11 protein-coding genes are annotated in these 13581 nt (G+C 54.6%); 5 read left to right on the top strand and 6 right to left on the bottom strand.

The features are described 5' to 3' along the window. Positions 1-114 precede the first annotated feature (114 nt). Positions 115-1179 carry a mechanosensitive ion channel family protein gene (locus tag K6L24_RS12535; RefSeq protein WP_062743573.1) on the bottom strand — a complete coding sequence of 355 codons (1065 nt, stop codon included), beginning with the start codon at positions 1177-1179 and terminating at the stop codon, positions 115-117. Between the two features lie 267 nt (positions 1180-1446). Then, complete coding sequence (locus K6L24_RS12530; protein WP_084344165.1) at positions 1447-2598, bottom strand: MFS transporter; 1152 nt, start codon at positions 2596-2598, stop codon at positions 1447-1449. A 250-nt stretch (positions 2599-2848) separates the two neighbouring features. Here K6L24_RS12530 and K6L24_RS12525 point away from each other — a divergent pair, with 250 nt between their 5' ends. Further along, positions 2849-3469 carry a TetR/AcrR family transcriptional regulator gene (locus tag K6L24_RS12525; protein WP_222681521.1) on the top strand — a complete coding sequence of 207 codons (621 nt, stop codon included), beginning with the start codon at positions 2849-2851 and terminating at the stop codon, positions 3467-3469. 351 nt (positions 3470-3820) lie between these two features. Further along, entirely contained in the window at positions 3821-6130 is a 2310-nt protein-coding gene (locus K6L24_RS12520) for an FdhF/YdeP family oxidoreductase (protein ID WP_222681520.1), read from the top strand. Between the two features lie 48 nt (positions 6131-6178). Here K6L24_RS12520 and K6L24_RS12515 read toward each other — a convergent pair whose 3' ends face one another. Both K6L24_RS12515 and K6L24_RS12510 read right to left on the bottom strand, forming a co-directional pair. After that, positions 6179-6805 carry a hypothetical protein gene (locus K6L24_RS12515; RefSeq protein WP_118664263.1) on the bottom strand — a complete coding sequence of 209 codons (627 nt, stop codon included), beginning with the start codon at positions 6803-6805 and terminating at the stop codon, positions 6179-6181. A 228-nt stretch (positions 6806-7033) separates the two neighbouring features. Further along, positions 7034-7345, bottom strand: coding sequence for a hypothetical protein (locus tag K6L24_RS12510; RefSeq protein WP_118664262.1), 312 nt, complete (start codon positions 7343-7345; stop codon positions 7034-7036). A 290-nt stretch (positions 7346-7635) separates the two neighbouring features. On the opposite strand from K6L24_RS12510, the gene K6L24_RS12505 reads away from it, so the two are divergent. Next, positions 7636-8274: a TetR/AcrR family transcriptional regulator gene (locus K6L24_RS12505; RefSeq protein ID WP_222681519.1), complete on the top strand. Its 639-nt coding sequence runs from the start codon at positions 7636-7638 to the stop codon at positions 8272-8274. 248 nt (positions 8275-8522) lie between these two features. Here the strand turns inward: K6L24_RS12505 and K6L24_RS12500 are convergent, their stop codons facing one another. Continuing rightward, positions 8523-9413, bottom strand: a complete 891-nt coding sequence (locus tag K6L24_RS12500; protein ID WP_062743565.1) for a LysR substrate-binding domain-containing protein — start codon at positions 9411-9413, stop codon at positions 8523-8525. Between the two features lie 140 nt (positions 9414-9553). Between K6L24_RS12500 and K6L24_RS12495 the strand changes: the two genes are divergently transcribed. After that, positions 9554-10399: an MBL fold metallo-hydrolase gene (locus tag K6L24_RS12495; protein WP_137268514.1), complete on the top strand. Its 846-nt coding sequence runs from the start codon at positions 9554-9556 to the stop codon at positions 10397-10399. A gap of 170 nt (positions 10400-10569) precedes the next feature. Here K6L24_RS12495 and ychF read toward each other — a convergent pair whose 3' ends face one another. Further along, on the bottom strand, positions 10570-11661 hold the full coding sequence (ychF, locus tag K6L24_RS12490) for a redox-regulated ATPase YchF (protein ID WP_222681518.1): 1092 nt from the start codon (positions 11659-11661) through the stop codon (positions 10570-10572). 354 nt (positions 11662-12015) lie between these two features. On the opposite strand from ychF, the gene K6L24_RS12485 reads away from it, so the two are divergent. Then, positions 12016-13497: a SulP family inorganic anion transporter gene (locus tag K6L24_RS12485; protein WP_062743562.1), complete on the top strand. Its 1482-nt coding sequence runs from the start codon at positions 12016-12018 to the stop codon at positions 13495-13497. Positions 13498-13581: the final 84 nt, after the last annotated feature.

Here is a 13581-nt window from a genome sequence, read left to right as displayed (position 1 = left end):
AGATTGCGCGGTGACAACGGCGGCCACCGTGCCGGTTCAGGCGTGAGAACGGTTCGTTCCCCTGTTTGAGTTCAGTTAAAAATGCCAGTGATTCATGACGTCCATGACAGACTGTCACCCATCAGCCCCGGTCAGGGTCGCCCGGACGTGAGGGAGGCTCTGTGGATAATTTTGCTGAATAAACTCAATCATCTTTTCCCGCACATGACAGCGTAAATCCCAGGCTGTGGGGGAGTTCTGTGCCGTCATCAGTAATCTGATCGTCATGGTTTTATCCGTGGTATCAGTGACCTGGAGCACCTGAGTCTGTTGATCCCAGAGTTTTGTCTCACTGAGTACTTTTTCGAAATGCTTACGCAGGGGATCCAGTGGCATGGAATAATCCAGGTAAAGAAAAACAGAACCTAATATTTGTGCGTTATTACGTGTCCAGTTCTGGAAAGCATTTTCTGTAAAGTAGGTAATGGGCAGAACCAGCCGGCGCAGATCCCAGATACGCACAACCACGTACGTCAGGTTAATCTCTTCAATCCAGCCCCATTCATTTTCAACCACTACCGCATCATCAATTTTTATTGGTTGCGTAAAGGCGATCTGAATGCCGGCAAACAGATTAACCAGCGACTTCTGCAGGGCAAAACCAATGATAATCCCGGCCACCCCTGCACCCGCCAGAATGGTGGTGCCGAATTTTCGCACGCCGGGGATACTGAGCAGAACCAGCGAAAGGCAGAACAGGACGAGCAGTACGATCGCAACCTTTTTGACATACATGATCTGCGTTCGGATTTTACGCGCACGAAGGTTATTCGAAAGATTAATATCGTAGCGTATAAAAAGCATATCCTGCGCCACATTAGTCAGCCGAATTAAAACAGAGCAGAACGATAAGATAATAAATATATTGACCACGGTGGTGATCAGCGAGAGGGCTTCAGGGTGAATATTAAGGTAATTAACGCCCACACTGATCATCAGTAAGGGGATAAAAAGAAACATCGATCCACGAAGATGCTTTTCAAGTGATTTGAACAGCTTCCGGTCACGACTCTGCCAGTAGCGGATGAACCTGAGAAGTATAAATCGCGCCAGGAAACCCAGTGCAAATGAAAGTGTGACGAGCAATACCGCAGGCACCCATGACGGCGCACCAGAGAACTCACCGAATAGCATTAGCATTCTTTTTCCTTGTCTTCAGCCAACAACCCTGGAGTTGTCAGAACAGTAAAAAAATCAGGAGCCGCTGTCCTCTCACTGAGCAACGGATCAAAGGGTTAACGTACATGAGTTTATGAAATAATGAGCGGTCTGACAGAATTAACACCAAAAAACCGGTAAAAAATCGACTTTGATGAAGATGTTAATACCAAATCGAAGGGTACTGTACGGTATCGCCTGTTTGTCACACGCCTGTCAGGCTGACCGTATCGGCTTTTATCACGGAATTTACCCGCCAGGGCGAGGCCCCAAGCCCTGGTTCTTTCTGGCACCGGGTCTGAAAGCCTGTTTTTTACCGGTATAAGCGATAAAAAACGCGACAGCCATTAAGACCAGGATTGCCCAGGGAAAGGATACTGCACCAGCATTATTAAGAAGCAGCCCGCCGGCAACGCCACCGCTGGCGATAGCCAGATTCCACGCGGTGGTCACCATCGCCTGAACGACATCAACATTATGGTGTGCCGCATCGGCTGCCGCCGTCTGCATCTGCGTGGAGGCGCCACCAAATGACCAGCCCCAAACGATGACGGCCAGCAATACCACGATCGGCTCCCGCATGCCCGCTGCCAGCATCAGAGAAACCATAGCCAGCGCCGCAAGGCTGAACAGAACGAGAGGGCGCAGGTGGCGATCAACCCGCGTTCCGGTCATCCAGATGCCAACAAGGGCAGCAAGCCCAAAGACCAGCAGGATGAGGCCAACGTGTGCGGTCAGGCCCGACAGTGCCAGGAACGGGCCGATAAACGTATAAAGAATATTGTGTGCCGTCATCCAGAGAAAGATCACCGCCAGAACCTGACGGACACCCGGTAACAGAAAGACCTGCCACACGGGCAGGCGGCGCTCAGCCGGCTCTGCAGGCAGGTCAGGCACCGCAACCAGCGTCCAGATAAACAAAATAACCGCCAGTCCGGCCATGAGCCCAAACGGGACTCTCCATCCCATCATGCCGCCCAGCCATGCCCCGGCCGGGGTTCCCAGCGACAGGGCAACCGGTATGCCAACCATAGCAATGGCCAGCGCACGACCCTGCAAATCAGCAGGCACAAGGCGGCGCGCATAACCGGCCAGGATCCCCCATGCCAGTCCGGCAGCCACGCCCGACATAAACCGGGCCATCAGTGTCAGCCAGTAGCTGGCTGACACGGTGGTGATGGTATTAAAAATCAGGAAGATCCCGACGGCCAGTAACAACACTTTCTTACGCCGCCATCCACGGGTAAGCACCGTCAGGGGGATCGCCGCAAGCAGTGAACCCAGGGCATAAATACTCACCAGCTGGCCCGCCATTACCTGGGAAACACCAAGTCCCTCGCCGATTTCCGGAAGTAGCCCCGCCGGAAGGGTTTCGGTCAGGATGGCAATAAAGCCTGTCATGGCAAACGCCAGCAGGGGAGCCAGAGGCAGCTGCCGTGGTGCTGTGTCTGGAGATGATTTTGTTTCAGCGTACACGTTGAGTCCTTCTTGGGATGACTAAAAATAGCGGAAACAGTCCATACAGGGTGTTTCTGCTATTATATATATACCGATTGGTATTTATGTGTAACGCTATAGGTCAGTGTGCAGGTTGTCAAGGATATCTGTATCGATTAGTATTTATGTGACACTGGCAAAATCAGGAAGCGATATGGCACAGATGGGACGTCCGCGTACCTTCGACCGGGACGAGGCAATTCGTCAGGCGATGTACCTTTTCTGGCAGCACGGCTTCGAGTCCACCTCGCTTGCCCTGCTGAAGGCGAACCTCGGCAACGGCATCACCGCACCCAGCTTTTATGCGGCGTTTGGCTCTAAAGAAGCGTTGTTTGAAGAGGTGATTGAATGCTATATGTCGACCTATGGTCAGGTTAACGACTGTCTGTGGGACGACAGGCTTGGCCCGCGCGAGGCCGTGGAACGGGCGCTGCGTTGTTCAGCAAAAATGCAGACAGAACCGGGGCATCCCAGCGGCTGTCTTATCGCCTTATCCGTTAACACCTGTTCGCCGGGGCACGAGCATATCCGCCAGCTTCTGGCAGGACGACGCGCACGCACAAGGGAGGGGTTTCTGCGCTGTGTGAGGCGAGCAAAAGAGGCGGGTGAACTGGCTGCGGACACCAATGCAAGCCCGCTGGCCGCCTGTCTGCACAGTTTTGAAACCGGACTCTCCACAGAAGCACGCGACGGGACGCCGGGTGAAGAGCTTGATGCTGCGGTATCGGCCGCCATGAAAGCCTGGGATGCCCATGCTCTGCGCACGGTGGATTAACACAACATAACGTCATCACTGACCCGTTTTGGCACAGGGCTGCGGAAGCAGCCCTGATGCCTGGACGGCAATCGGTTCAGAAAATGCCCCGCATCACCGGCTTTAATACCCAGATAACGAACGGTGCTTTCCAGCGTCGTCTCTCTTCCCGTTCAAAAGGAAGAAAAACGTAACCAGTTGCTAACCAGAGCCGGCCATCGGTTTTTTTTTGCTACTTTTAATTTACAAATTCAACATCAGAAGAAGGCGTATTCAGGCCCAGGCTTCACTTTTGACATTGTTTTTCTCAGGTCACCACACCCGCAGGCGCGGTAGCGCCGTTGATTTCCTTTATGTGAGCCCGGAGTCGTCATGAGCAAAAAAACACACCGTACCGTGCCAGGCGTCCATCCCTATGATGGCCCCGCAGGCGGTTGGGGCGCCCTGAAAGCGACGGCCATTGCCGTAAAAAATCAGATGGATACCCTGAAAGCCCCGCCTACGCTGATGCGCACCAATCAGCCTGATGGTTTTGACTGCCCCGGCTGCGCCTGGCCAGATAAGGATCATCAATCCACCTTCCAGTTCTGTGAAAATGGCGCTAAAGCTGTGACGTGGGAAGCCACGACTAAACGCGTTACGCCGGCGTTTTTTGCTGAAAATACCGTGACATCGCTGCTGGCACGGACAGACTTTGAGCTGGAAGGGTACGGCAGATTGACCACGCCGCTGCGCTATAACCGCGACGCCGATACATTTAACGCGCTCAGCTGGGATGACGCCTTCACGATTATTGCTGAAAAACTGGCGGCGCTGCAGCCGGACGAGGTGGAGTTTTACACCTCCGGACGGGCGTCAAACGAGGCGGCTTATCTGTTTCAGCTGTTTGCCCGCGAGTACGGCACCAACAATTTCCCGGATTGCTCAAACATGTGCCATGAAGCCACCAGCGTCGGCCTGCCTCAGTCGATTGGTATCGGCAAGGGCACGGTTTCCCTGGACGACTTCGACAGCGCAGAGCTGATCCTCTCCTTTGGACACAATCCGGGGACCAATCATCCGCGCATGATGGGGACGCTGCACGAGCTGGCGCGCCGTGGCGTCCCCATCATCGTCTTCAACCCGATGCGTGAACGCGCGCTGGAGCGCTTTGCCGATCCGCAAAATGTCATGGAGATGGCTACCAACAGTTCAACCGATATTGCCTCCACGTACTATCTGGTTCGCGCCGGTGGTGACTCGGCCGCGCTGAAGGGCATCGCCAAAGCCGTGCTGGCGATTGAGGACGCGACCGGCGCGGCGCTGGATCACGCCTTTATCCGCGAGCATACCGACGGTTTTGCGCAGTTTGCGGCCGACATCGAGGCCACGTCCTGGGCTTCGGTGGAGCTTGAGTCGGGCCTGACGCAGGCGGAACTCAGTCAGGTGGCCCAGGCTTACGTGAAGTCGAATGCCACCATCCTGACCTACGGAATGGGCATCACTCAGCATAACCGTGGCACCGACAACGTGCGTCTGCTGGTTAATCTGCTGCTGTTACGCGGCAACATGGGCAAGCCCGGCGCCGGGGTCTGTCCGCTGCGCGGTCACTCCAACGTGCAGGGTAACCGCACGGTGGGGATCACGGAGAAGCCCTCTGCTGATTTTCTCAGTAAGCTTGAGAAGGTGTTCGGATTTACTCCCCCGTCGCACCACGGTCACGATGCGGTGCAGGCAATGAAGGCCATCGTGGATCGGCGGTCTAAAGCGCTGATTTGCCTCGGCGGCAATTTTGCCGTGGCGCTGCCCGATTCCGGGGTGAGCTTCCCGGCGATGCGGGAGCTTGAACTCAGCGTGCACATCGGCACCAAGCTGAACCGCACGCACCTTCTGACCGGGAAAGAAACGTTGCTGCTGCCTTGCCTCGGGCGCACCGAACTTGATGAGCAGGACGGCACCCGCCAGTCCGTCACCGTGGAAGACTCCATGTCTATGGTGCATGCGTCTTCTGGCAAGCTGAAGCCAGCGTCGCCGCTGCTGCGATCGGAACCGGCCATTGTCGCCGGAATGGCCAAAGCGGCGCTGCCGGGCACGAAAGTGGCATGGGATGCGCTGACTGCCGATTACAGTCTTATCCGCGATCTGATTGAAAAAACCATTCCCGGCTTTGAGGATTACAACGCGCGTATACGGGAACCCGGCGGCTTCCAGATGCCGCTGCCGCCCCGGGATCGCATCTGGCCGACCCCGAGCGGTAAAGCGATATTTTCGGTTTATCAGGGGACGCATGAAGACCTGTCTGTGCCGGGTGACAACGTGCTGCGTCTCATCACGCTGCGCAGCCACGACCAGTACAATACGACCATCTATGCCCTTGACGATCGCTATCGCGGGGTGTTTGGCCGTCGTGATGTGCTGTTTATGTGCGACGATGATCTTGACCGCCTGGGGCTTGAACACGGCGATGTGGTGGACCTGGCGTCAGCAGTGAAGGGCTACAGTATGCGTCTGGAAGGCATGACGGTGATCCGCTATGCCATCGCCAGAGGATCGATCGGGGCCTACTATCCTGAAGCGAACGTGCTAATCCCTCTTGATTACATCGACAGGGAAAGCGGTACGCCGTCTTATAAATCGGCTCCGGTACGCATCACGCTGCGGTCACGAGAAATCGCCACCCCATTGCCTCCCGCGTCTGCCTGAACCGATCCTGACGCGGGCAGGGGGCCTCTTCATGCCGCGTAAGCGGCATTAACGCTTCTGCGGGGGTTCAATACCTAAAAGCGCAAAATCAAAAGCTTTATTTTTAATGATTTTCTTATTGGTTCTCAACTTCTCTCTTATACCATCATGATATAAGGACGGGTTGCTGGTGAGAGCACAGTGAATAAATGCAGCCGGATAGGAGTAGTCTCTCGGGGAATACAGCACGTCCTCAATCGTTCGTTCTGAAGGCAGGATGCAGCCGACAACGACAGGGATATAGTACTCCTCAAGGACGCGCCGGATGTGCTCAGACACCTCACTGGCTTGCTCAGGGCGGGGCACCGCGATCGCCCCGTAAATATCGGGACTGAACTTTTTATCCTGCCGTCCTGAAGTGGTAAAAGAAAAGCAGGCATCACTGCCCAGGTTACTTTTATAAGGCATTTCTATTTTGGACAGGCTGTCAAACAGCGGGCCACCAAAGACATGCCCGAGCAGGACAAAGGCGTGCGCCTTGACCAGATACTGCAAAGACAGCTCCGCCACCAGCTTTTTTTCAAAGCGAAATTTCAGGCCCCGCTTAACGGCGGTGACGGCCAGTGCGTGACACCCGATATGTTTGAGCTCGTTTTGCAGCTCCTCTTCAAAATAAATCCGATGTTCCCTTCTCATGGCTTACCCTTGTATCAAACCTGTACCTGCACCGTTTAACCCAGCGCTGCTGCAACCGAATCGTGCATGACAACCTGGCCGATTTCAATAAGCCTTACCGGAACCTGTATGGGTGCCATCCCCGGCGCCGTTAAAGGTCAACGGTTGCTCAGACAGGGGGATCACCTGCGGTGAAACCGACCCCGGTCCGGCAGGTTGCCAGGCTGAAGAGAGGCCCGCCGGCCCGTCTCAGGCCCCGTCGAATAACGCGCAGGCTTTATCCTGAAGCGCAATGCCGATAGCCTCATATCGCTCAAGCTCATCCTGATCATAAAAGGTATCGGCAACACTGAATCCCACATAGACATCGACAAAGGCCAGTGCCAGCTTTTTCGGGATCGTATCCTGTCCTCGGTAATGACCAGTCAGCACATCGATAGCCAAAAACAGCTCGCTGACTTCCGCCGCGGACACGCCTTTTCTGCTGCGAATTTTTAGCGGGATGGCGTTTTCCCCAAGCAGCCGTGCACAGACTACGTCAACCGCGTGCTCTGCATCCATAATCCCCTCCCTGAAACCGTTAATCTTACTTCATCTCATTGTGCATCATGCGATGATTTCTCGCCCGCTCCGCTTTTCAAAGTTTAAGGCACCGCGACATCTGCAGGGGCCGCTCATGATCCTGCGCAGCCTGAAGCGGGCAGTGACAGCATGAGCGAAAAACTGAGCTGCCTGTGTAGTGTTGACAACAATGCAGCGCAGTCAGGCTGGATATTAAAGCAGATTCAGTGCTGGTGCTGTTAATTGTAGATTGTTCGATCTACAATTGATTTTCACCACAGGAGAATCTGATGAAAACACCGGTTGGCAGACCCAGGGAATTTGATCCTGAAGACTTTCTCAATACTGCGCTGGAATGCTTCTGGCTGAAAGGATATCGGGGGACGTCAATGTCCGATCTTATGAACGCATCGGGCCTGGCCAGTGCCAGCATTTATAAACTCTATCCGGATAAACGCGCTATCTATCTTGCCGCATTGCAGCACTATATGGATGAGGGTGCCTCCAGAGGCGTGACGCGTGATACTCATTTATCACCCGAGGCTGCGCTGCGTGAAATGCTTGGGTTTGTGGCTCTGTTATCTTCTGCTCCGGACGGAGAGAAGGGCTGTTTTACCATCGCCGCGGCCAGTGAACTTTTACCGGGTGATGAAGAGATCAGATACAAGGTTTCCTGTAAATTTAACAGCATAATTAATCAGTTAGAAAAAATACTCAGCAAAGGTCAGACACAGAAAATCTTTCGTCAGGACGAAAATGCCAGCGTCATGGCAATGAGTATTTTTATGATGCTGGAAGGGATGCGTGTATACGGAAAAATTCAGCCTGATATTAACGGCCTCAGAAGGTGTAACGAGTTTATTGTCAGATCAGTGCTTTCGAACGCCTCTGTTAATGACACGGATCTTTCGATTAAGGCATCAACATGATTGAAGTGGGCACAATTGTCCGGCGGCGAAAAAGAAGAAAAACCATGGTTGTGCTCGAAAGTGAGGGCGACCTGGCCTTGTGCGGGTGGGTCGATAAAGGCCGGTTTTTCAAAAGACGCTTTCCGACCTCTCAGTTAACGATATGCATGCCTTATTCAAACTTCTGGCCCCTGACCTGAAGGCGTCGTGATGATATCCGACGCGGGATGATACTGACTGCTGTCCCTCTTACAACGCTATCCACCCGGTCATCTCATAAGTAATGATTCTGCCTGCAACCAGCGTTCAAAATCATGCAGGGCCGATTCATTGATCCCCGTTTCAACCGTCTTTACCAGACAAAATCGCTTGCTCAGATGTTCTGATGGCGGCCAGGGCGCAACGAGGGTCCCGCGCTTCAGCTCCTGTTCAACGTATATGCGAGGAACCATCGCCACCCCCTGTCCCGCTAAGGCGGCAGCGATAGCCATGTCATGCAGATCATACCGGACACCCTGCGCCGGATTATCAATAGCAATGCCGCTTTGCCCGGCATAACGGGGCCACGCTTCCGGATTCTGCCGCCGGTGAATGCGGGGCAGTGCATTTAACTGACTGAAAATATTGCTGTCTGTTAACAGCTCGGGGCGGCACACCGGCACCAGTTTTTCTTCAAACAGAACGTGCATGCGCATGCCTGCCCAGGCGGGATGCTCAAAATGTATCGCTGCGTCAAAGCCACTCCCGGTGAGAATGAAGGGATCGGTTCTTGCCGCGATATTCAGCATGATGTCCGGGTATAACGCGTGAAAGCCAGTGAGGCGGGGGATAAGCCAGCGGCTGCAAAACGTCGGCAGAACGGCAATTTCCAGCATTCTGCTGCCTTCGGGCATTCCCATTACGTACTGGGTATCCCGTTCGAGTCGTTCAAGGATCTGCCGCACGTGATGGGCATAGCGAGCCCCCACGGGATTCAGCTTTACCCGGGCGCCCGTCCGGTCAAACAGCCTGCAACCGAGCAGAGACTCCAGGCGGGCAATCTGTCGGCTGATGGCACCTTCCGTCAGGGATAACTCTTCTGCGGCGCGGGCAAAATGACCGTGCCTGGCTGCGGCCTCAAAGGCTTTCAGTGACGCTGTGCTGGGGATTTTACTGCGCATGGATAAATGCCCTGTTAATCGGCGTGACGAGCCGTCAGTGACATAATGTCACTATTTATTGAAATAATATCGATTTATCACCGTAAGCAGCGTCTGTAGGGTGAGTAAAAGTCACTAAGCATCATTATCCCGAGGTCACTATGAGCATTCCGTGTTTACCCACCCGTCAGATTGGGGATTTTTTGGTGTCAGCCCTGAGCGATGGCACCATGTCAGCCAGCCTGGACTTACTGTCAGGCATTGAGACAGCAGAAGCGGCGGCGATTCAGGACAATGCGCAGATCGCTGAACCCGGCAATATCCATATCAACGGGTATCTTATTCAGGGCAGGGGGCGCACCATTCTGGTCGATGCGGGTGCAGGAGGCCTCAATAACATCGGCGGGCAGCTTAGAGAGAGTCTGGCTGCTGCGGCTATCAGCCCGGATGATGTGGATACCGTATTACTGACGCATGCTCATCCTGACCATATTGGTGGCCTGTTGGATGCTGAAGGTCAGCCGGTATTTCAGCAGGCAGACCTTTATCTTCATCCTCTTGAGGCGGCATACTGGCAGGATGATGAACAACGAAAAAGGGCGAATGAGCGCGGACAGCGCAATTTTACTCTCGTCCGCCGGACAGTAGACGCGTATGCCCGTAAGCTGCAACTGACTGGCAAAGGCGAGGTGACTGAGGGCATTCTCCCGGTGTGGTTGCCGGGTCATACGCCCGGCCATACGGGATTTCGCATCGATTCAAAGGGTAAATGCCTGTTGATCTGGGGTGATATTGTCCATTATCCCCATATTCAGACAGCCCGTCCTGAGGTTTCAATTGTCTTTGACTGTGACCCCGTTCAGGCCAGAGAAACGCGGAAAAAAATCCTGGCACAAGCGGTAAGAGAAAATCTCCTCATCGCAGGAATGCACTTAGGTCGTTCGGGATTTGCCCGGGTGCGTCAGGCGGGTGAGGGGTACCGCATTGTCTGGTCGGAAAAGGAATAAGGATCCGCGTCTGACACTGGCAAGGGGAGAGAGGAGTCGCCGGGGCCATAACCCGTCATTCGCTGCGGCTGTGCGACATAAAATGAAAAACCCACGCCGTGGCGTGGGTTTGATTGTCGCAGTCTGCCTTGAAGAGGGGGTTTTCTCGCCCCATCAGTCAGAAGAACGGGTCAGACGTTAAACAGGAAGTTCATCACGTCGCCATCTTTGACCACGTAGTCTTTCCCTTCTGAACGCATTTTACCGGCCTCTTTCGCACCCTGTTCACCCTTGTAGGTGATGAAGTCATCAAAGGCGATGGTCTGAGCACGGATAAAGCCTTTTTCGAAGTCGGTGTGGATTTTACCGGCGGCCTGCGGGGCGGTAGCGCCGACCGGGATCGTCCATGCACGGACTTCTTTCACGCCTGCGGTGAAGTAAGTCTGCAGGTTCAGCAGGGCGTAACCGGCGCGGATCACGCGGTTCAGACCCGGCTCTTCAATGCCCAGTTCCGCCATAAACTCTTCGCGGTCGCCATCTTCCAGCTCGGCAATATCAGACTCCACCGCTGCGCAGACCGGCACCACCAATGAGCCTTCTTTCTCGGCAATCGCACGCACGATGTCCAGGTACGGGTTATTTTCAAAACCGTCCTCGTTCACGTTAGCGATATACATGGTAGGTTTCAGGGTCAGGAAGCTCAGGTAGCGGATGGCGGCTTTATCATCATCGCTCAGATCCAGCGCACGCAGCATCCCGGCTTTTTCCAGGTGCGGCAGACACTTCTCCAGGGCAACCTGTTCCGCTTTCGCATCTTTGTCGCCGCCTTTGGCTTTCTTCTGCACGCGCTGCAGGGCACGTTCACAGGTGTCCAGGTCAGACAGCGCCAGTTCGGTATTAATGGTGTCAATATCATCAGCCGGGTCGACTTTATTATTCACATGGATAATATTATCGTTCTCGAAGCAGCGCACCACGTGGCCAATGGCTTCGGTTTCACGGATGTTGGTCAGGAACTGGTTACCCAGGCCTTCGCCTTTAGACGCGCCTTTCACCAGGCCGGCGATATCGACGAATTCCATGGTGGTGGGCAGAATGCGCTGCGGTTTGACAATCTCCGCCAGCTGATCGAGACGGGAGTCAGGCATGGGCACCACGCCAGTATTCGGCTCAATGGTACAGAACGGGAAGTTAGCTGCTTCGATGCCCGCTTTGGTTAACGCATTGAACAGGGTGGATTTCCCGACGTTTGGCAGGCCCACAATACCGCATTTGAATCCCATGTTTGAATCACCTTAATTTCTTGATAATCAACGCACTATTACGTGCCCTGATAGTGTTACAGACGGTTGTCTAAAAAGTTTCCGCGCATTATACACGTAATTTTAGCCTGGCGGCGGTTGATTTCCGGAAGGGGGGTGAAGTTATTCCTTGAGATCGTGCTCACATTTTCCCATACTGACGTGTCTTTACAGAAACCGGAGAACCCTGCAGATGCATCGCTTCCTGCTTACGCCACCTTAAGCCCTTCCCTCCAGCGCAACGCCTGTTGCCGCCACTCGTCACTCTGACGAGCCAGCTGTGCCCGTACTCTGTGGCGCAGAAAGTCGATCACATGAAAAAATTATGGAATGACCATGTTTAACCTGAGCAACTTCAGGGCGAGTCACGTTAAAAATGACGTGCTGGCCGGTGCCGTGGTGTCTGTCGCGCTGATCCCGGAAGCGACCGCCTTCTCTCTGCTGGCCGGGCTGTCGCCGACCATCGGTTTACATACCGCCTTTATCCTCGGGCTGGTGACGGCCTTCTTCGGCGGTAAACCCGGCATGATTTCCGGGGCGGCCGGGTCGATCATCGTGGTGCTGATCAGTCTGATAACCCAGCATGGCTATGAGTACGTGCTGCTGGCGACCATTCTTGCCGGACTGATCCAGCTGTCCATCGGCGTACTGCGCCTCGGTAAGTTTATCCGTCTGGTGCCACAACCGGCGATCTACGGTTTTGTTAACGGCCTGGCGATAGTCATCATGCTGGCGCAGTTCCCGATGATTAAGGGGCAGGGGCCGGTAATGTATGCGCTGGTGGCTCTGGCGATGCTGATAGTCTGGTGGTTCCCTAAGCTGACAAAAGCCATTCCGGGGTCGCTGGCCGCGTTAATTGCCGTCAGTGCGCTGGCAATTGGCCTGGGGCTGGACACCAAGCGCGTGGGTGACCTGGCCGATATCGCCGGGACGCTGCCGCAGTTCCACCTGCCCACGGCCCCCCTGACGTGGGAAACCCTGAAGATTGTGCTGCCTTACGCGGTGGTGATCGCGCTGGTGGGGCTGATTGAATCGCTGCTGACCCTCGCAGTACTCGATGAAATGGGCAGTAAAAAAGGCTCAGGAAACCAGGAGTGTGTGGCGCAGGGCATCGGCAACACGATTTGCGGATTCTTCGGCAGCTTTGCAGGGTGTGCGATGATCGGTCAGTCCATTATCAATTTCACCTCAGGAGGACGCGGGCGTATCTCTAATCTGGTCGGCGCGCTGCTGCTGATCCTGTTTGTGATCAGCCTGTCGGACTACATCGCACTGCTGCCGGTGGCTGCGCTGGCCGGGATCATGTTTGTGGTGTGCATTAATACCTTTGAGTGGAGCTCCCTGCGCCGCCTGAAGCGTATGCCAAAAGCCGATGCGGTGATCATGGTGGCGGTGACGCTGGTGACCATCTTTACCGATCTGGCGATGGCGGTGATCTGCGGGGTGATTATCTCGGCGCTGGTGTTCGCATGGCAACATGCCCGCATTACCATTCTGGCGCAGTCAGAGCAGGAAGGGCAGAAGACTTATCAGCTGGAAGGGCCGCTGTTCTTTGGTTCCACCGCCAGTTTCCAGGAGCTGTTCCACCCGGAGCTGGACCCGGATAGCGTGGTGATTGATTTTGCCCGCACCCGGGTGATGGATTCCAGCGGCGTCGAAGCCATCGATAAGCTGACGTTGCGCTATCTCGAAGCGGGTAAAACCCTGCGTCTGCGCCACCTGAGTGAAGATTGCATCAGCCTGTTACAGCAGGCCGGACCGTTCTGCAGCCATGAACTTGACGACCCTGATTATAAAGTTGCCAGCAACGATGCCTGAACCATAAAGCAACGGCCGGGCCTGCCGATAACATAAAAATCGTCGTTTTACGACGGCGAAGGCAGAGTTAACTTCTATAGTTTA

The sequence above is a fragment of the Erwinia persicina genome, from assembly GCF_019844095.1.
Taxonomy (GTDB): Bacteria; Pseudomonadota; Gammaproteobacteria; order Enterobacterales; family Enterobacteriaceae; genus Erwinia; species Erwinia persicina.
The sequence above is the reverse complement of the archived record's forward strand: the minus strand, read 5'-3'. Positions and strand labels throughout refer to the sequence as shown.